This is a genomic window from Streptomyces sp. NPDC041940 (assembly GCF_055589465.1).
The window spans coordinates 24596-41664 of the sequence record NZ_JBVJBP010000036.1; the positions used below are offsets into that span (position 1 = coordinate 24596).

Here is a 17069-nt window from a genome sequence, read left to right on the forward strand (position 1 = left end):
CAGCCCCTGCGTCGCGTCAGTGCCATGGAAGCGGTACTGGCGCACCTGCGCGGCGCCATCGAGCGAGGCGAGTACGCCATCGGCGACAAGCTCCCCTCCGAGGCGGAGCTCTGCCGCACCCTGGAGGTCTCCCGGCCCGTGCTGCGCGAGGCCCTGCGGGCCCTGCAGACCATGGGCCTGACCGTGTCCAGGACCGGCAAGGGCACCTTCGTCGTCGCCAGTACCGTCGAGGACCCCACCTTCGGCGACTACTCGGCGAGCGACCTGCTGGAGGTGCGCCGCCACGTCGAGATCCCGGTCGCGGGCTATGCGGCGCGGCGCCGCACTCCGGAGAACCTCGACCACCTGGCCCACATCCTGGACCGGATGGAAAAGGAGACGGACACGACCGCGTGGGTCGCCATGGACACGCTGTTCCATCTCGCCGTGGCCGAGGCCGCCCAGAACCCGGTCTTCCGCCGGGTCATCGAGGAGATCCGGGACGCCCTGGCCCGCCAGTCCGCCTTCCTCAACCAGCTGGGCGGCCGCCGCGAGCAGTCCAACCGCGAGCACCGCGCGATCGTCGAGGCGCTGATCGACGGTTCCGAGAACGACGCGGTGGAGGCGATGGCCCACCACCTCGACCGTGTCGAGACCACCCTCACCGACATCGTGCGTCCCCCGCGCACGGACACCCCCACGGAAGGCGGTACCGAGGCGTGAGCGAGCAGTCCCTGCACGACGATGTGCAGAAACGTTCCGGCCATGTCGACGCCGGAGACGAGGGCTACAGCAAGTCCCTGAAGTCCCGGCACGTCAACATGATCGCCATCGGCGGAGCCATCGGCACCGGCCTCTTCCTCGGCGCCGGCGGCCGCCTCGCCGACGCGGGCCCGTCCCTCTTCATCGCCTACGCGGTCTGCGGCCTCTTCGCCTTCCTCGTCGTACGCGCCCTCGGCGAACTCGTGCTGTACCGGCCCTCCTCCGGCGCCTTCGTGTCGTACGCCCGTGAGTTCATGGGGGAGAAGGGCGCCTACACCGCGGGCTGGATGTACTTCCTCAACTGGGCGACCACCGGCATCGCCGACATCACCGCCGTCGCCACCTACACCCACTACTGGGGCATGTTCTCCGACATACCGCAGTGGGTGATCGCGCTCATCGCACTGGCCGTGGTGCTCACCGTGAACCTGATCTCGGTGAAGATCTTCGGCGAGCTGGAGTTCTGGTTCGCGATCATCAAGGTCGGCGCGCTCGTCCTCTTCATGTGCATCGGCATCTTCCTGCTGGTCACCCAGCACCCCGTCGACGGCCACAGCCCCGGCCCGTCCCTCATCAGCGACAGCGGCGGCGTCTTCCCGAACGGCCTGCTGCCCATGCTGCTGATCATCCAGGGCGTCGTCTTCGCCTATGCCTCCGTCGAGCTGGTCGGCGTCGCCGCCGGTGAGACCGAGAACCCCGAGAAGATCATGCCGAAGGCGATCAACTCGATCATGTGGCGCGTCGGCGTGTTCTACGTCGGCTCGGTCGTCCTGCTGTCGATGCTGCTGCCGTGGAACAAGTACACCGCCGGCGAGAGCCCCTTCGTGACCGTGCTGGGCAACATCGGCATCCCGGCGGCCGGCGACGTGATGAACCTCGTCGTCCTCACCGCCGCGATGTCCTCCCTCAACTCCGGCCTCTACTCCACCGGCCGCATCCTGCGCTCCATGGCCATGGCCGGATCCGCGCCCAGGTTCACCGCCGTGATGAGCCGCAGCCAGGTCCCCTACGGCGGCATCCTGCTCACCAGCGGCATCTGCGTCCTGGGCGTCGGCCTCAACTTCGTCGTGCCCGCCGAGGCGTTCGAGATCGTGCTGAACTTCGCCGCGATCGGCATCCTCGCCACCTGGGGCCTGATCATGATCTGTCACCTCCTCTTCTGGCAGAAGACCCAGAAGGGCGAGCTGACCCGCCCGGACTACCGGCTCCCGGGCTCCCCCTGGACCGAGATCGTGACGCTGGCGTTCCTCGCCTCCGTCCTGGTCCTCATGTACGCCGACGGCGGCGCGGGACGCACCACCGTGCTGTGCCTGCCGCTGATCGTCGGGGCACTGGTCGTCGGATGGTTCGGCATCCGCGGCCGTGTCGCCGCCAAGTCCACCACCGGAACCGACGCGTGACCGACGCGCCGCTCCCCGAGAAACAGGCAGTGATGTACAGCAGTTCCCCGGCGGACGCACCCCTTGTCCGCGAACCCGTCCACGCCCCCGTCGCCCACCTCATCCGCGGTGGCATCGTCGAAGGCATCCACTACGGCTCCGTCGTCGTCCTCGGCGCCGATGGAGAGGTACAGCTCCAGCTCGGTGACATCGAGGCCGCCTTCTATCCACGTTCCGCGCTCAAGCCCCTCCAGGCCGTGGCCATGGCCCGGGCCGGGCTCCCGCTCGACGGCGAGCTCCTGTCGCTGGCCGCGGCCAGCCACTCCGGCGAGGAACGCCACCTCGCCGGCTCCCGGCGCATCCTCGAGATCGCCGGGCTCACCGAGGGCCATCTGCGCAACGTCCCGGATCTGCCGTACGACCCGGTCGTCCGGGACGCCTGGGTGCGTGAGGGCCGGATGCCCTCGCGGCTCGCGCAGAACTGCTCCGGCAAGCACGCTGCCATGCTCTACACCTGCCTGCTCAACGGCTGGTCCCTGGAGGACTACCTCGACCCGGGTCACCCGCTCCAGCAGGCCATCGCCGAGATCGTCGAGGATCTCACCGGGCAGCGCATCGCCCGGGTGACCGTCGACGGCTGCGGCGCGCCCCTGTTCTCCGTCTCCCTGCACGGACTCGCCCGCGCTACCGCCCGCATCACCACCGCGGTGCCGGGCACGCCCGAGGCCCGGGTGGCCGACGCGATGCGTGAGCACGCCGAGATGGCCTCCGGCTCCGGCCGGGACGTCGCCGCGCTGATGCGGGCCGTGCCGGGGCTGCTCGCCAAGGACGGCTTCGAGGGCGTTCAGGTCGCCGCGCTGCCCGATGGGCGGGCCGTCGCTGTGAAGATCTCCGACGGGGCGAACCGGGCGCGTGTGCCGGTGGCTGCCGCCGCGCTGGCCCGGGCGGGCGTCGCCCCGGGCCTGCTCGCGGAGTTCGAGGGCGAGCCGCTGCTCGGGGGAGGGGAGCCGGTGGGGTATGTGCGGCCGGTTCGTGCGCTGGATCCTCTCCTGGCGACGGCCGACATGTGATCCTGCGCCGGATCCGACGGGGGACTGCGGGCGTCGCCGGTCTGCGGGCCGGTTGTGGTTGATCGCGCAGTTCCCCGCGCCCCCTTCGTTGCACAACCCTCCGCTCAGAAAGAACTCTCATGACCGCCGCCGCCACCCGCTCCGAACACGATCTGCTCGGCGACCGTGATGTGCCCGCCGACGCCTACTGGGGTGTCCACACCCTGCGCGCCACGGAGAACTTCCCCATCACGGGTATGCCCATCTCCGCGTACCCGCATCTGATCGACGCGCTCGCCGCCGTCAAGGAGGCCGCCGCCCTCGCCAACGAGGAACTCGGCCTGCTGGAGCCGAAGAAGGCCGCCGCCATCGTCGCCGCCTGCCGCGAGATACGCGACGGCAAGCTGCACGACCAGTTCGTGGTCGACGTCGTCCAGGGCGGCGCCGGCACGTCCACCAACATGAACGCCAACGAGGTCGTGGCGAACCGGGCGCTGGAACTGCTGGGGCACGCCAAGGGCGAGTACCAGTACCTGCACCCGAACGAGGACGTCAACCTCGGCCAGTCCACCAACGACGTCTACCCGACCGCGGTCAAGGTCGCGACGGTGTTCGCGGTGCGCGGGCTGCTCTCGGCGATGTCCGTCCTGCAGGACACCTTCGCCGGCAAGGCCGTCGAGTTCCACGACGTGCTCAAGATGGGCCGTACACAGTTGCAGGACGCGGTGCCGATGACACTCGGCCAGGAGTTCTCCGCATACGCGGTCATGATTGACGAGGACCGGTCCCGTCTTGCCGAGGCCGTCGAGTTGATCCATGAGATCAACCTCGGTGCCACGGCGATCGGCACCGGCCTCAACGCCCCCGCCGGATACGCGGAGGCGGCCCGCCGTCACCTCGCGGCCCTCACCGGCCTGCCCCTGGTGACCGCGGCCAACCTGGTCGAGGCGACCCAGGACTGCGGCGCCTTCGTCCAGATGTCGGGCGTGCTCAAGCGCATCGCGGTCAAGCTCTCCAAGAGCTGCAACGACCTGCGGCTGCTGTCCTCCGGCCCGCGCGCCGGCCTCAACGAGATCAACCTGCCGCCGGTGCAGGCCGGTTCGTCCATCATGCCCGGCAAGGTCAACCCGGTGATCCCCGAGGTCGTCAACCAGGTCGCCTTCGAGGTGATCGGCAACGACGTCACGATCACCATGGCCGCCGAAGCGGGACAGCTCCAGCTCAACGCCTTCGAGCCGATCATCCTGCACTCCCTGTCGGAGTCCATCACCCATCTGCGCGCGGCCTGCCTCACCCTCGCCGAACGCTGCGTGGCCGGCATCACCGCCAACACCGAGGCGCTGCGCGCCACCGTCGAGAACTCCATCGGCCTGGTCACCGCCCTCAACCCGCACATCGGCTACACCGCCGCCACCGACATCGCCAAGGAGGCCCTCGCCTCCGGCCGGGGCGTGGCCGAACTCGTCCTGGAGAAGGGCCTCCTGCCCGCCGAGACCCTCGCCGGCCTGCTGCGCCCGGAGGTCCTGGCGGGCAGCGGCCCGGCTCCGACGGCCTGACCCAGGGCCTGCCGAGCGCACCGGGACCGGCACCGAGGGACAATGGTGATCATGACATCGCCGACGACCTTCCAGCCGGTCCTGGAGCGCATCGCCGAGGAGATCGAGCGGACCCCCGGCCGCGGCCGGCCCGCCGACTACATCCCGGCGCTCGCCGCCCGCGACCCGCGCCGGTTCGGCATGGCCGTCGCCGAACCCGACGGCACGGTGCACGGCGTGGGGGACTGGCGGGAGCCGTTCTCCGCGCAGTCCCTCACCAAGGTCTTCACCCTCGCCCTCGACCTGGCCCGCGAGGGCGACGCCCTGTGGGAGCACGTGGGCCGCGAGCCGTCCGGCAACCCCTTCAACTCCCTCGTCCAGCTGGAGTACGAGAACGGCATCCCGCGCAACCCGTTCATCAACGCGGGCGCCCTCGTCGTCACCGACCGGCTGCACACCCGTACCGGCGACGCCTCCGGCGAACTGCTGGCGTTCCTGCGGGCGGAGAGCGGCAACCCCGGCCTGTCCTTCGACGAGGAGGTAGCCGCCTCCGAGACGGCGCACGGCGACCGCAATGCCGCTCTCGGCCACTTCATGGCCGCCTACGGAAACATCGACAACCCGGTGCCGGTCCTGCTCGACGAGTACTTCCGGCAGTGCTCGATCACCGCGTCCTGCGCCGACCTCGCCCTGGCCACGAGCTTCCTGGCCCGCCACGGCCTGCGCGCCGACGGCACCCGACTGCTCACCCGCAGCCAGGCCAAGCAGATCAACGCGATCATGCTGACCTGCGGCACGTACGACGCGGCGGGCGACTTCGCCTACCGCGTCGGGCTGCCCGGCAAGAGCGGTGTGGGCGGCGGCATCATCGCCGTCGTCCCGGGCCGCTGCACGCTGTGCGTGTGGAGCCCGGGCCTCGACGAGCGCGGCAATTCGGTGGCGGGCATGGCAGCCCTCGACCGATTCACGACGCTGACCGGCCTCTCCGTCTTCTGAAGGCCTCTGATCACCGGCCGGTCACGCTGCCGCTGCCTCCTGGAACAGACCCCGTCAGCTTCCGGCCACCCGACATCGACACCCTGACTGAGTGTTGGCCATGGCTTTCCCCGTCGATCTCCGCCGCTGCCAGATACTCGGTCTGGCCGGTACCGCCTTCCTCGCGGCGGGCGGTGAGACGGCCGGCGCCCTGCCCGTACGGGACCTCCTCCACCCGGCCTCCGCCGGCGCGGCCCTCGGACTGGTCGCTGTGTACTTCGGCGTCGTCCTGCTCATCGCGGCCTGGGCGCTGCTGGGCCGCCTGGTGCGCGGGCCGAGGCCGCCCACCCCCCGCGCCCTGCTGCTCGTCCTCGCCGTCTGGGCGGCACCGCTGCTGCTCGCCCCGCCGCTGTTCAGCCGGGACGTCTACAGCTACCTCGCCCAGGGGGCGATGGTCGACGCGCACATGGACGTGTACGCGCACGGGCCGTCCCGGCTCGGCGGCCCGCTCGCCGACGAGGTCGCCCCGCTCTGGCGGCACACCGGAGCCCCGTACGGCCCGGTGTTCCTCGCCGTCGCGGCGGCCCTGTCCGGTCTGACCCGAGGGGAACTGCCCGCCGGGCTGTTCGGGATGCGGCTCGTCGCGGTCGCAGGCGTGGCCCTGATGGCGGCCGCACTGCCCCGGCTCGCCCGGCACAGCGGCGCCGACCCGTCCGCCGCGCTGTGGCTGGGTGCCCTCAACCCGCTCGTCCTGCTGCACCTGGTCGCGGGCGCCCACAACGACGCCGTCATGCTCGGCCTGCTCGGCATCGGCCTGGTGGCGGCGCTCGGCCGGTGGCCGATCCTCGGCGCCGTCCTCGTCACGCTCGCCGCCCTGGTCAAGGCGCCCGCCGTGCTCGGCCTCGCCGCCGTCGTCGTCCTCCAGGTCCGCGCGGGCCGCACTCCGGCGAAGGCCCTGCTGACCACCACCGTCGCCGCCGCGGGGACGACCGCCGCCGCCACGGCCGTGGCAGGCACCGGGTACGGCTGGATCGGCGCCCTGAACACCCCCGTCTCACCCCAGAACTGGGCCCTGACCACCCTGCTCGGCCGCGCCACCCGGGCCCTGCTGGAACACCTGGGCAGCGACCTCGCGCCCCTGGCGATCCCCGCCTGGCACGCGCTCGGTATCGCGGCGGCCGTGGTCGCGATCGTGCTGATATGGCTCCGGCTGCGCCCACGGCCGGTCTACGCGCTGGGCCTGAGCCTCGCGGCGGTGGCCGCGCTCGGCCCGGCGATCCGGCCCTGGTACGCCCTGTGGGGCCTGTTCCTCATCGCCGCCGCCACGCCCAGCACCTCCGTACGCCACCGCACGGCCGCCGTGACCGGTGTGCTCGCGCTCTGCGTCCTGCCCAGCGGCGGCGCGGCGGACACGGGGCAACTCGTCCTCGCCGTCTCCGGCGGCGCGCTCGCGGTCGTCGTGCTGTGGCAGGCCCGCCAGGCCGAACTCGCCCCGGCGCTGGGAGGCGCGGCATGACCCCGGCCCCGCCGCGCACCGACCGCGGACGACTGCTGCTCCTGCTCGCCCTCGCGACGGCGGTGACCGTCTTCACCGCCACCGTGCCCCTGCTGCGCGACTGGTTCGACCTGCGCGTCTACCACGGCAGCATCGACACCTGGGTCCATCACGGCGGCCGGATCTACGACTACCGGGTGCCCGGCACGGCATACGGCTTCACCTACCCGCCGTTCGCCGCGGTCGCCATGCTGCCGATGGCCCTGCTGGACCTGCGCACCGCGATCGCAGCCGCCCTGCTGCTCAACCTGGCGGCCCTGGCCGTGATCCTGCGCCTGCTCACCGGCCCCGGATGGCGGCGCCACGGCTGGTACGGCTGGGCCCTGATCGCCTGTCTGCTCGCACTGTTCGAACCGCTCCGCGACACCTTCAGCTTCGGTCAGGTCAACCTGCTCCTGCTGGCTCTCGTGCTCACCGACGCGGCGCTGCTCGCCACCCGACGCGGATGCGGACGGTGGGCGGGCGTCGGCATCGGGCTCGCGGCCGCGATCAAGCTCACCCCGGCGCTGTTCATCGGGCTGCTGCTGGTGGCCCGGCGGTGGCGCGCGGCGGCTCTCGCCACGGCCGTCGCCCTCGGGGCCACGGCCCTCGCGGCCTGGGTCGACGCGGACGCCTCGCGCTTCTACTGGACCGACGCGCTGTGGGACACCAGCCGCATCGGGCGCCTCGGCTACGTCTCGAACCAGTCGGTCCAGGGCATTCTGGCCCGCCTCGGCGAACCGGACCGGGCGGTGTGGGCGGCGGCGGTCCTGCTGATCCTGGGTGTGTGGGCGGTGCGAGTGCGGCGGGCGGTCGCCGCGGGGGACTGGACGGCCGCGTTCGCCCTGACCGGCCTCGCCGCGTGTCTCGTCAGCCCGATCACCTGGGTGCACCATCTGGTGTGGCTGCTGCCGTCCTTCGCCGTGCTGGTCCGTACCGGGCACCCGCGGATCGCGGGCGCCCTGTACGCCGTGCTGTGCACCAGCGTGGTGTGGCTGTGGTTCGACGACGCGTCCGGCGTCGACGGATTCCTGGGCAGCAACACCTACGTCTGGATCACCCTGGGTCTGCTGCTGTGGCTGCCGGTCGGTCAACTCCCCTCGGACCGGCGGACCGGCAGGCGCAGCACCAGCACGACGACCGCCGCGCCCAGCCCGACGGCACCCACGATCAGCCCCGCCTCGGTCCAGGCGGAGGCGGCTTCTTCCGGTACGGCCGCGGCGGCGGCCGCGGGCAGCGTCGTCGCTCCCGGCCGAGCGGGGGCCCGCCGGGTCTCGAGCGAGCCCACCGCTTCGACCCCCGGGGCCGACCGGAACCCCCAGTCGAGCAGTGAGCGTGCTTCCTCGTAGACGGCGGCCCCGCCGCCCTCCTGAGGGTTCATCACCGTCACGACGAGGGTGCGCCCGCCCCGGCGTGCCGCCGCGACGAGCGTGCTGCCCGCCTTGCTGGTGTAGCCGTTCTTGATGCCGATCAGCCCCCGGTACGGCTTCACGCCGCGGGTGCCGCTCAGCAGCCGGTTGGTGTTGCGGATCGCGTACGACCAGCCGCCCCCGCCGGGGAATCTGGCCTCGACCGTGGCGCAGTACCGGGCGAAGTCCGGGTTGCGCAGCCCCGCCCGGCCGAAGATCGCCAGGTCGAACGCCGACGACACCTGGCCCGGCGTGTCGTAGCCGTCCGGCGACAGCACACGCGTGTCGTGGGCGCCCAGGGAGCGGGCCTCGGCCTGCATCCGCCGGGCCGTGGCCCGCCAGCCGCCGTTCAGTTCGGCCAGGACGTGCACGGCGTCGTTGCCGGAGTTGAGGAAGACACCGCGCCAGAGGTCGGCGACCCGGTAGGTACGGCCTTCCGCGACCCCGACCAGGCTGCTGCCGGCACCGACGCCCCGGAGTTCCTCCGCACGGACCGTGTGCCGGCCGTTCGACGGCAGCGCGGGCAGCACCGCGAGGGCGAACAGGGTCTTCAGGGTGCTGGCCGGGGGCAGCCTGCGGTGCGCGTTGTGGGCTGCGAGCACATCGCCGCTGCGGGCGTCGGCCACCAGCCACGACAGGGCGGAGACCTCCGGGAGACGGGGCACCCCGGCACGCGGGCGGACATGGGTACCGGGGACGTGCAGCAGCGAGGGGTGCGGGGCCGCCGCCCTCGGCCCGGCGGGCGCACTGGGCTCCGCCCTGCCGGAGACGTCCGCCGCGGCGGGCACCACCGCCAGGAGCCCCACCGCACAGAGCACACCGGCCGAGACGGCCATCCGGAAAGAGAGTCCGAGGATCATATGATTAACGTAGAAACGGATGTGCTCCGCACGGCGACGACCGGGCCGAACAGCGTCCGCGAGCACCCGGATGCCACACCGGCGACGTCCCGGAACGGCGTGGTCGGGGTGTCCGTCAGCCCGAGGGCAGGGTCGGCTGGATGCGCCGCAGGAACGTCGCGTTGTCCGGCGTCTCGCGCATCCGCTCCAGGAGGGTCTCCAGACCGCCCTGGCCGTCCCGGCTCTGCAGCACGCGCCGCAGGCCGTACACGGCCGTCAACTCGGCCGGGGGCAGCAGGAGTTCCTCGCGGCGGGTGCCGGAGGGGGTGATGTCGACGGCCGGGAACACGCGGCGGGACGCCGGGTCGCGGCTCAGTCGCAGCTCCATGTTGCCGGTGCTCTTCAGCTCCTCGAAGTAGAAGTCGTCGGCCCGGGAGCCGGTCTCCACCAGGGCGGTGGCGAGGATCGTGAGCGAGCCGCCCTCCTCGGCGGCCCGGGCGGCGCCGAAGAACCGCTTGGGGCCGGTCAGCGCGGACGCGTCGACGCCCCCGGTGAGGATGCGGCCACCGGACGCGGCCGCGTTGTTGTGCGCCCGGCACAGCCGGGTCAGCGAGTCGAGGAGGATGACGACGTCCTCGCCCGCCTCGACGAGCCGCTTGGCCCGTTCGATCACGAGGTCGGCGAGCGCGATGTGCTGCTTGGCACTGCGGTCGAAGGTCGAGGCGTACACCTCGCCCCGCACGCTGCGCCGCATGTCGGTGACCTCCTCGGGCCGCTCGTCGAGCAGCAGCACCATCAGCCGGCTCTCGGGATGGTTGCCGGCGACGGCGGCCGCGAGCTGCTGGAGGATGACGGTCTTGCCGGTCTTGGGCGGAGCCACGAGGAGCCCGCGCTGGCCCTTGCCGACCGGCGAGATCAGGTCGACGACCCGTCCGGTCAGTCCGGCGGCCGGGTGCTCCAGACGCAGCCGCTCGTGCGGATGCAGTGGTGTCAGGTCCCGGAAGTGGCGCCGGCCGCGCGGTTCGCCGGGCTCGCGGCCGTCGACCCGTACGACGTCGGTCAGACCGCGCCGGTCGCCGCGCACGCCCTCGACCAGGTCGCCCTTGCGCAGGCCGTACCGGCGGATCAGCGCGGGGGAGACCGGAGGATCGGCGGGCGTGGGCAGGAGGCCCTCGTCGCGCAGATGCCCCTTCCCGGCCGCGTCGATGTCGAGGACGCCGGTCGCGTTCTGGGCCTGGGTCTGCTGCTGGACGGGTGGGTTCTCGAGTGTGGTGGTCATGGTGGTGTGTCCTTTCACGGACGGTCGGCATGGGACATGCGAAGGGGAGGGGGAGAGAGCCGCGAAGGGAGGGGCCTTGGGGCACGCCTCCGGGCGGCGAGAACAGCACAGCACCTTGGCTACGACGAAGAACGTCCTGCTCAGCGAGGCGGTGCTGGAAATGAAGAGAAAGAGAAGAAATGAACTGGCACCGGCGCCCGAAACCCGGGCGTACACGAGTGCTGCTCGTACTGTACCACCGGACGCGATGCCGGGGGCGTGAAATGTGCCTCAGAAGCCTCAGCGGCCGGCCAGCAGCCCGTACAGCAGCGGGATCCGCGGCTCGGGCAGCCGCCACCAGCCGGACTCCGTACGGACCATCTGGGGCCAGCGCGGCCAGGGAAGTTCGTCGCCTTCCCGCAGCCGCCGCACGGTGAGTCCCGCTCCGGTCAACGCGTTGACGACCTCGCCCATTCCGTGCATCCACTCGTAACTGTCCGTGGCGCCCTCGACGGCCGGGCCGTCCGTGTAGGTGCGGGTCGCGTCCCGGCGCACCGGGCCGCCGCCGCTCAGGTAGTCATGGCGCAGCAGCAGCTCGGTGCCTTCGCCCGGAGCGGGCTTCGGGCCGAGGGAGTTGAGGAGGGGATGGAACTCGACGACGTACAACCTGCCGCCCGGCCGCAGGAGCCGGCCGACGACCTCCGCCCATCGGTCCAGGTCGGGCAGATAGCACAGGGCGCCCTTGCCCGTGTAGACGACGTCGAACCGCCGCCCGTCCAGGGCCTCGACGGCGTCGTACACGTTCGCGTGTACGTACGTCATGTCCGTCCCGGCCTTCGCGGCGATGCCGGTCGCGGCCGCCACCGACGCCTCGGAGAAGTCGAGGCCGACGGCACGGGCTCCGCGCCGGGCCAAGGCGATCGTCTCCGTGCCGAGGTGACACTGCAGATGCAGCACGTCACGCCCGGCCAGCTCGCCGAGGTCCTCCCACTCGAAGGAGGCGAACCAGCGCTCGGGGTCGAGGTCCTGGTCGAGACCGTAGAACCGGCTGGCGAGATGGACGGGCGTGCGGGCGTCCCAGTTGGCCTGGTTGGCCCGCATCAGCGCGTCGTGCTCGGCGGACGTCATGGGGGCATCCAACCAGACGAGTTGCTCACACCGAGCGTGCTCGCGCCTCCTCGGCGATCCGCTCGAACTGCGCGCCCATGGCCGCCGCGAGCGCCTGTGCCCCTGACAACGGGCGCACCATCACGGTGAATTCGTCGATGAGTCCGTTCTCGTCGACATGGATGAAGTCGCAGCCGCTGATCTCCCGGTCGCCCACTCGCGCGCTGAAGACGAGGGCGTGGTCACGGCCGTCCGTGTCGTTGATCTCGCGCACGTAGCGGAAGTCCTCGAAGACGCCGGAGACGGCGCGCAGGATCGCCGCCGTGATCGCCTTCCCGGCGTACGGCTTGAACACGACCGGGCTGGTGAACACGACGTCCGGCGCCAGGAGCGCCTCGGCGGCGTCGAGGTCGTCTGCCTCGATGGCCTCGCGGAATGCACGCATCGAACCTGCCTTGGTCAATTAGTTGAGTAGGTGCGGATGAGATTAATCAACTGCTGTTAGTGTGTCCACATGTCTCTGAAGTACGCCGTTCTGGCCGCACTCCTGGAAGGAGAGGCCTCGGGCTACGAGCTCTCCAAGGTGTTCGACGTCTCGCTGGCGAACTTCTGGGCCTCCACGCCGCAGCAGCTCTACCGGGAACTGGAGCGCCTCGCGCAGGACGGGCTGATCGAGGCCAGGGCCGTACGCCAGGAACGGCGGCCCGACAAGCGGATGTTCACGCTCACCGAGGCGGGCCGCGAGGATCTGCGCACCTTCGCCGCCACACCGCCCCGGCGGCCCACCGCCATCAGGGACGAACTCCTCATCAAGATCCAGGCCATGGACGGCGCGGACCCCGAGGCCACCCGTGCCCTGGTCGAGGAGCGCGCGGCGTGGGCCCGCGGCAAGCTCGCCCGCTACCGGCGCGTCCGCGAACGCCTGCTGGCCGGCCGCGGCGAGGAGGAGTACCTGCGGGAGGCCGGCCGCGTCGGTCCGTACCTCACCCTGATGGGAGGCATCGGCTTCGAGGAGGAGAACCTCCGCTGGTGCGAACGCGTACTCACGGTCATCGAGGAGCGAGCTCCCCTAGGCTGAGCCGATGTTCAGCCCCGAAGGTCCCAGTCTGCGTGAACTCGCCGTCCAGGCGCTGTCGTCCGTCGAGCGCGGCTACGACCTCCTGGCACCGAAGTTCGACCACACCCCCTTCCGGACACCCGAAGCGGTCCTCGACGCCGTCGGGTCGGCACTGCGGAGCATGGGGCCTTTCGGCACCGGCCTCGACCTGTGCTGCGGCACCGGCGCGGGCGTCGGTGTGCTGGCGGGGGTGTGCCGGGAGGGGGTCACCGGCGTCGACTTCAGCGCGGGCATGCTCGACATCGCGCGGGAGCGGGTCGGGCCCTTGGAGCCGCCGGTCTCCTGGGTCCGGGCGGACGCCCGCGCCCTGCCCTTCGCTCCCGCCTTCGACCTGGTGGTCAGCTTCGGGGCCTTCGGGCACTTCCTGCCCCGTGAGCTGCCTACCCTGTTCGCGCAGGTCCGCTCGGTCCTGCGGCCGGGCGGCTGCTTCGCGTTTCCGCTGGTGGCGCCGCCCCGCCCGGGCTCGCTCGGCTACTGGATGCTGCTCGGTTTCGACACGGTGATGCGGGTGCGCAACGCGCTGTGGCGGCCTCCGTTCGTCATGTACTACCGCGCGTTCCGCTTCGGGGACGTTCAGCGCGAGCTGGCACGCGCCGGCTTCCGGGTGGACCTTTACGCCCTGCCGGAGTTCGGGCCGCGACGGGACGGCAGCCCGCGGGTACGGCTCGTCGTGGCCCGGCTGCCGGACGGATCGGCCCGGCCCGGCAGGGTGAACTCGTAGACCAGCGCGTCCTGTTGGGCGTCCACGACGAGGTCGGTGATCTCCAGCGGGCGCGCGCGTCGCAGTGCCCGTGCACCTGTGTCTCGTTCTCGGACATGAGCCCCTCCGCCGACCGTCTCGGGGCCGGGCGGCCATGGAGCGGCCCGGCCGCGAAGAACATACCGACTGGTCGGTACCGTGTGGAAGCCCGCCGGCGCGAACGGCCGGATCAGATGTACGAGCGCATCCAGCGCAGCTTGGCCGCCTCCTGGAAGGGACCGCCGCCCTCGTGGTCGTTGAAGTCGTACACCTCGATCTCCTTGTCCTCGTGGCTCCAGGCGTTGAAGGCCGCGAAAACGGTGGAGGGCGGGCAGGTCTGGTCCTCCAGGGCGGCCGAGAAGAGCGCCGGGGCCCGGCCGCGGGCGGCGAAGTGCACGGAGTCGAAGTAGGAGAGCGTGCGCAGGGCGTCCTCGGCGCGACCGCGGTGCGTCTTGAGGTACAGGCCGATCTCCCGGTACGGGTGCCGGTCCGTGAGCGTCGCCGCGCGCGGGTAGTCGCACAGGAACGGCACGTCCGGCGCGATGGCCGCCAGGTCGGGGACCAGGCCGCCCACGGCGATCGTGATGCCGCCGCCCTGGCTCGCGCCGACGGCCACCGTGCGCGTGGCGTCGGTCAGGGGGTGCGAACGGGCCGCCTCCACGGCCCGCACGGCGTCCGTGAACACCCGGCGGTAGTAGTAGTTCTCCGGCGCGTCGATACCGCGCGTCATGAAGCCCGGGAAGGCGGGCGCGCCGCCCACCGGGTCCGCCGTGCCGCCGCCCGCGCCCCAGGCGCTGCCCTGCCCGCGGGTGTCCATCACGAAGTGCGCCCGGCCCGAGGACGCCCACAGCAGGTGCTCGTGCGGCAGTCCGCGGCCTCCGCCGTAGCCGATGAACTCCACGACCAGCGGCAGCGGTCCGTCCGCCCCGGCCGGCAGCGTCAGCCAGCCCTTGACCGGATGACCACCGAAGCCGGCGAACGTCACGTCGAACACCTGCACGGTGGACAGGCCCGTGTCGACCGGTTCGAAGCGGGCGTCCAGATCGTGCTGACGCGCCTCCTGGAGCGTCTTGGCCCAGAACGCGTCGAAGTCCTCGGGCTCGGGGGACGCGCTGCGGTACTCGCGGAGCTCATCGAGAGGAAGGTCGAACAGGGCCATGCAGGACCGCCTTGGGTGAGGAACAGCTGCGGAGACAGAGCGGATGATCACACTATGTGGGCGGTCGGAGGACCCGCCAGGCATTTTTGCGCGTCACGCGCGGCGGTGCGTCCACTCCGGTTCCGTACGGGCCCACGCCCGGTCCCACTCGGCCAGCCTGCGGCGCAGCGCCACCCGGCGCACGACGACGTGGCCGAGGACCACCACGAGCACCGCACCGCCCGCGGCACACGTGCCGATGGTGAGGGTGTGCTGCCAGACCGTGGTGCCGTCCACCGGCGGGGGAACGTTCCGCCCCCGGGAGTCGAACCAGACGTCCACGACCTCGCCCTGCCGGGTGCCCGCGGCGACCGGAGCCGTCGCGGTGCGCGTCCCCCCGCCCGGCTCCGTCCAGCGCACGGTCGCCCGGAACGCCTGCTGTCCGCCGGCCTCCACCGACGGCAGCGAGTCGCCCTTCCTGCCGACCACCTCGGCACGGACGCGATGCCGCTCCGCGCGCTGCTCCACCGAGACCGACGTCGCCTCGTCATGGGCCCACCAGGCCGCCGCCACTCCCGCCAGAGGCGCGCCCACGAGCAGCAGGACGGCGACCACCAGCACCGTCCACGCCTCGACGACATCGGACCGGCGCCGCAGCGGACCGCGCCGCCAACGCCAGCCGCGCACCCGGGTTCGCATGTCGACCTCCTCGCCGTCACCGCGGCCGGAGGGCCGGGCCGGCCGTACGGTTGCGGTGCCGCTCCCTCCGCGTCATGCCACACCTGCGAGTACCAGGGACCGGGTACCCCCTCCGACGCGCATCGATCGCTCGTCGTGGCTCCGGTACCGGGCGCCGGGCCGTCGGTCCGCTCCCGAGATCAGCCGAAGCGCTCGATCCGGACGCGGTCGACGGGCTGACCGGCCGTCACGAGCAGCCGCGAGGCATGCTCGGTGAAGGAATTGGAGCCGCACACATAGGCCTCCCACCCACCGGACGGCTGCTCGGCCAGGAGCGGCGCCACATGTGCCGCGGCCATACGTCCCACCGGCACACCCTCCGGCGCGGCCCGGGTGAAGACGGGCGTGGTCTCCGCTCCGAACTCCCGGGCGTAGATGAGCTCCTCGGGGCCGCGCGCGGACACCACCAGGCGCAGCGGCACGGTCAGGTTCCGCGCCCGGTGGTGCCGGAGCATCGACATCAGCGGTACGACACCGGAGCCGGCGCCGATCAGCAGCGCGGGCCGGTCCCCGGGCCAGGCGAAGAAGCCGCTCACCGGGCCCCGGACCTCGACCCGGTCGCCGGGCCGGGCGACGGTGTGGAACCAGCCCGAGACCTCGCCGCCGTCGACGTGGTCCAAGGTCAGCTCGATGTGCCCGGAGTCGTCCGGGGCGGACGCGATCGAGTAGTGGCGCTGGGCCGCATAGCCGTCCTCGGCGGTCAGCCGCACCATCAGGTGCTGGCCGGGCAGGTGCCCGGGCCAGCCGGGCACGGCGAACCGGAAGGTGGCGGCACGCGCGGTCTCACGCCGGATCTCGGTCAGCGTGGCGGTCTGCCACACGGCGGCGGCCTGCTCGCTCACCGCGATGCGCCCGGGCACGGCGAACCGCGTGGGAGGCACGAAGGTCTCAGTCACCGGAGTACCTCTGCTCCTCCCAGGGGTTGCCCCGCTCGTGGTAGCCGTTCTGCTCCCAGAAACCGGGCTCCTCGTGGTCGAGGATCCGCAGGCCCGCGATCCACTTGGCGCTCTTCCAGAAGTACAGGTGCGGCACCAGCAGCCGCGCCGGACCGCCGTGCTCGGGGGCGAGCGGGCCGCCGCCGTACTCCCAGGCGATCCAGGCACGCCCGCCGGTCAGGTCGCTGAGCGGGAGGTTCGTGGTGTAGCCGGTGTGCGAGTAGGCGACGGCATGGGTCGCCGACCCATGGGGCCGGACCACATCGAGGAAGGTGTCCAGGGACACGCCCGAGAACCGCACCCCGAACTTCGACCAGCCCGTCACGCAGTGGATGGCGCCCTCGTACGCCGACGGCGGCAGCCGGTGCGCCTCCTCCCAGTCCCAGGTGCGGGGCTCGTCCACCAGGCCGTCGACGCGGAACGTCCAGTCGGCGGGTGCCAGGTCGGGAGTGACCTCGGCGGACAGGACGGGCCAGTCGTCGCCGGCGTCGTACTGGCCCGGCGGCAGCCCGGGGTCGTCGACGCGGGGGCGCCCGGTGAAGCCTCTGGTGATGTGCATGGGGAACTGCCTCCGGA

At 72.0% G+C, this 17069-nt stretch carries 16 protein-coding genes and 1 pseudogene; 9 read left to right on the plus strand and 8 right to left on the minus strand.

The window, feature by feature from the left end; translation table 11 throughout:
- Positions 1–24 precede the first annotated feature (24 nt).
- The 7 genes from ACZ6I3_RS38090 (at position 25) to ACZ6I3_RS38120 (ending at position 8562) form a co-directional block, all read left to right on the plus strand.
- The gene (locus tag ACZ6I3_RS38090) at positions 25–702 is read left to right on the plus strand and encodes a FadR/GntR family transcriptional regulator (RefSeq protein WP_469420917.1); all 678 of its coding nucleotides are present in this window, start codon (positions 25–27) and stop codon (positions 700–702) included.
- Positions 699–2141, plus strand: coding sequence for an amino acid permease (locus ACZ6I3_RS38095; protein ID WP_469420918.1), 1443 nt, complete (start codon positions 699–701; stop codon positions 2139–2141). The genes ACZ6I3_RS38090 and ACZ6I3_RS38095 overlap by 4 nt, the downstream gene beginning before the upstream one ends.
- A gap of 32 nt (positions 2142–2173) precedes the next feature.
- The gene (locus tag ACZ6I3_RS38100; RefSeq protein ID WP_469420951.1) at positions 2174–3190 is read left to right on the plus strand and encodes an asparaginase; all 1017 of its coding nucleotides are present in this window, start codon (positions 2174–2176) and stop codon (positions 3188–3190) included.
- A gap of 119 nt (positions 3191–3309) precedes the next feature.
- Positions 3310–4725: an aspartate ammonia-lyase gene (aspA, locus tag ACZ6I3_RS38105; protein WP_469420919.1), complete on the plus strand. Its 1416-nt coding sequence runs from the start codon at positions 3310–3312 to the stop codon at positions 4723–4725.
- A 42-nt stretch (positions 4726–4767) separates the two neighbouring features.
- The gene (locus ACZ6I3_RS38110) at positions 4768–5700 is read left to right on the plus strand and encodes a glutaminase (RefSeq protein WP_469420920.1); all 933 of its coding nucleotides are present in this window, start codon (positions 4768–4770) and stop codon (positions 5698–5700) included.
- A gap of 100 nt (positions 5701–5800) precedes the next feature.
- Complete coding sequence (mptB, locus tag ACZ6I3_RS38115; RefSeq protein ID WP_469420921.1) at positions 5801–7195, plus strand: polyprenol phosphomannose-dependent alpha 1,6 mannosyltransferase MptB; 1395 nt, start codon at positions 5801–5803, stop codon at positions 7193–7195.
- Positions 7192–8562, plus strand: a complete 1371-nt coding sequence (locus ACZ6I3_RS38120) for a glycosyltransferase family 87 protein (protein WP_469420922.1) — start codon at positions 7192–7194, stop codon at positions 8560–8562. Before mptB ends, ACZ6I3_RS38120 begins: the two co-directional genes overlap by 4 nt.
- An 83-nt stretch (positions 8563–8645) precedes the next feature.
- On the opposite strand, the pseudogene ACZ6I3_RS38125 reads toward ACZ6I3_RS38120, so the two are convergent.
- The 4 genes and pseudogenes from ACZ6I3_RS38125 to ACZ6I3_RS38140 all read right to left on the minus strand — a co-directional run.
- Positions 8646–9482 (minus strand): annotated as a pseudogene (locus tag ACZ6I3_RS38125) (D-alanyl-D-alanine carboxypeptidase family protein); the annotation flags it as partial.
- A 115-nt stretch (positions 9483–9597) separates the two neighbouring features.
- A complete protein-coding gene (gene rho / locus ACZ6I3_RS38130; protein WP_469420923.1) occupies positions 9598–10740 on the minus strand; it encodes a transcription termination factor Rho in 1143 nt (380 codons plus the stop codon).
- Between the two features lie 279 nt (positions 10741–11019).
- A complete protein-coding gene (locus ACZ6I3_RS38135) occupies positions 11020–11847 on the minus strand; it encodes a class I SAM-dependent methyltransferase (protein WP_469420924.1) in 828 nt (275 codons plus the stop codon).
- 25 nt (positions 11848–11872) lie between these two features.
- The gene (locus ACZ6I3_RS38140) at positions 11873–12271 is read right to left on the minus strand and encodes a nuclear transport factor 2 family protein (RefSeq protein WP_469420925.1); all 399 of its coding nucleotides are present in this window, start codon (positions 12269–12271) and stop codon (positions 11873–11875) included.
- A 69-nt stretch (positions 12272–12340) separates the two neighbouring features.
- Between ACZ6I3_RS38140 and ACZ6I3_RS38145 the strand changes: the two genes are divergently transcribed.
- Both ACZ6I3_RS38145 and ACZ6I3_RS38150 read left to right on the plus strand, forming a co-directional pair.
- On the plus strand, positions 12341–12904 hold the full coding sequence (locus ACZ6I3_RS38145; RefSeq protein ID WP_469420926.1) for a PadR family transcriptional regulator: 564 nt from the start codon (positions 12341–12343) through the stop codon (positions 12902–12904).
- A gap of 4 nt (positions 12905–12908) precedes the next feature.
- Positions 12909–13664 carry a class I SAM-dependent methyltransferase gene (locus tag ACZ6I3_RS38150; RefSeq protein ID WP_469420927.1) on the plus strand — a complete coding sequence of 252 codons (756 nt, stop codon included), beginning with the start codon at positions 12909–12911 and terminating at the stop codon, positions 13662–13664.
- A 208-nt stretch (positions 13665–13872) separates the two neighbouring features.
- On the opposite strand, the gene ACZ6I3_RS38155 is transcribed toward ACZ6I3_RS38150, so the two are convergent.
- From ACZ6I3_RS38155 to ACZ6I3_RS38170, 4 genes are all read right to left on the minus strand, one after another.
- Positions 13873–14841, minus strand: coding sequence for an acetylxylan esterase (locus ACZ6I3_RS38155; protein WP_469420928.1), 969 nt, complete (start codon positions 14839–14841; stop codon positions 13873–13875).
- A 93-nt stretch (positions 14842–14934) separates the two neighbouring features.
- Positions 14935–15519: an Rv1733c family protein gene (locus ACZ6I3_RS38160; RefSeq protein WP_469420929.1), complete on the minus strand. Its 585-nt coding sequence runs from the start codon at positions 15517–15519 to the stop codon at positions 14935–14937.
- Between the two features lie 179 nt (positions 15520–15698).
- A complete protein-coding gene (locus ACZ6I3_RS38165; RefSeq protein WP_469420930.1) occupies positions 15699–16454 on the minus strand; it encodes a ferredoxin reductase in 756 nt (251 codons plus the stop codon).
- On the minus strand, positions 16447–17052 hold the full coding sequence (locus tag ACZ6I3_RS38170) for a sulfite oxidase-like oxidoreductase (RefSeq protein WP_469420931.1): 606 nt from the start codon (positions 17050–17052) through the stop codon (positions 16447–16449). The genes ACZ6I3_RS38165 and ACZ6I3_RS38170 overlap by 8 nt, the downstream gene beginning before the upstream one ends.
- Positions 17053–17069 lie beyond the last annotated feature (17 nt).

What these genes read in the sequence shown, in the direction of transcription:
- ACZ6I3_RS38145 (WP_469420926.1), top strand. Translation starts at nt 12,341, where the DNA reads ATGTCTCTGAAGTACGCCGTTCTGGCCGCACTCCTGGAAGGAGAGGCC.
- ACZ6I3_RS38160 (WP_469420929.1), bottom strand. Translation starts at nt 15,519, where the DNA reads ATGCGAACCCGGGTGCGCGGCTGGCGTTGGCGGCGCGGTCCGCTGCGG.
- mptB (WP_469420921.1), top strand. Translation starts at nt 5,801, where the DNA reads ATGGCTTTCCCCGTCGATCTCCGCCGCTGCCAGATACTCGGTCTGGCC.
- rho (WP_469420923.1), bottom strand. Translation starts at nt 10,740, where the DNA reads ATGACCACCACACTCGAGAACCCACCCGTCCAGCAGCAGACCCAGGCC.
- ACZ6I3_RS38120 (WP_469420922.1), top strand. Translation starts at nt 7,192, where the DNA reads ATGACCCCGGCCCCGCCGCGCACCGACCGCGGACGACTGCTGCTCCTG.
- ACZ6I3_RS38155 (WP_469420928.1), bottom strand. Translation starts at nt 14,841, where the DNA reads ATGGCCCTGTTCGACCTTCCTCTCGATGAGCTCCGCGAGTACCGCAGC.
- ACZ6I3_RS38110 (WP_469420920.1), top strand. Translation starts at nt 4,768, where the DNA reads ATGGTGATCATGACATCGCCGACGACCTTCCAGCCGGTCCTGGAGCGC.
- ACZ6I3_RS38090 (WP_469420917.1), top strand. Translation starts at nt 25, where the DNA reads ATGGAAGCGGTACTGGCGCACCTGCGCGGCGCCATCGAGCGAGGCGAG.
- ACZ6I3_RS38170 (WP_469420931.1), bottom strand. Translation starts at nt 17,052, where the DNA reads ATGCACATCACCAGAGGCTTCACCGGGCGCCCCCGCGTCGACGACCCC.
- ACZ6I3_RS38100 (WP_469420951.1), top strand. Translation starts at nt 2,174, where the DNA reads ATGTACAGCAGTTCCCCGGCGGACGCACCCCTTGTCCGCGAACCCGTC.
- ACZ6I3_RS38150 (WP_469420927.1), top strand. Translation starts at nt 12,909, where the DNA reads ATGTTCAGCCCCGAAGGTCCCAGTCTGCGTGAACTCGCCGTCCAGGCG.
- ACZ6I3_RS38135 (WP_469420924.1), bottom strand. Translation starts at nt 11,847, where the DNA reads ATGACGTCCGCCGAGCACGACGCGCTGATGCGGGCCAACCAGGCCAAC.
- aspA (WP_469420919.1), top strand. Translation starts at nt 3,310, where the DNA reads ATGACCGCCGCCGCCACCCGCTCCGAACACGATCTGCTCGGCGACCGT.
- ACZ6I3_RS38140 (WP_469420925.1), bottom strand. Translation starts at nt 12,271, where the DNA reads ATGCGTGCATTCCGCGAGGCCATCGAGGCAGACGACCTCGACGCCGCC.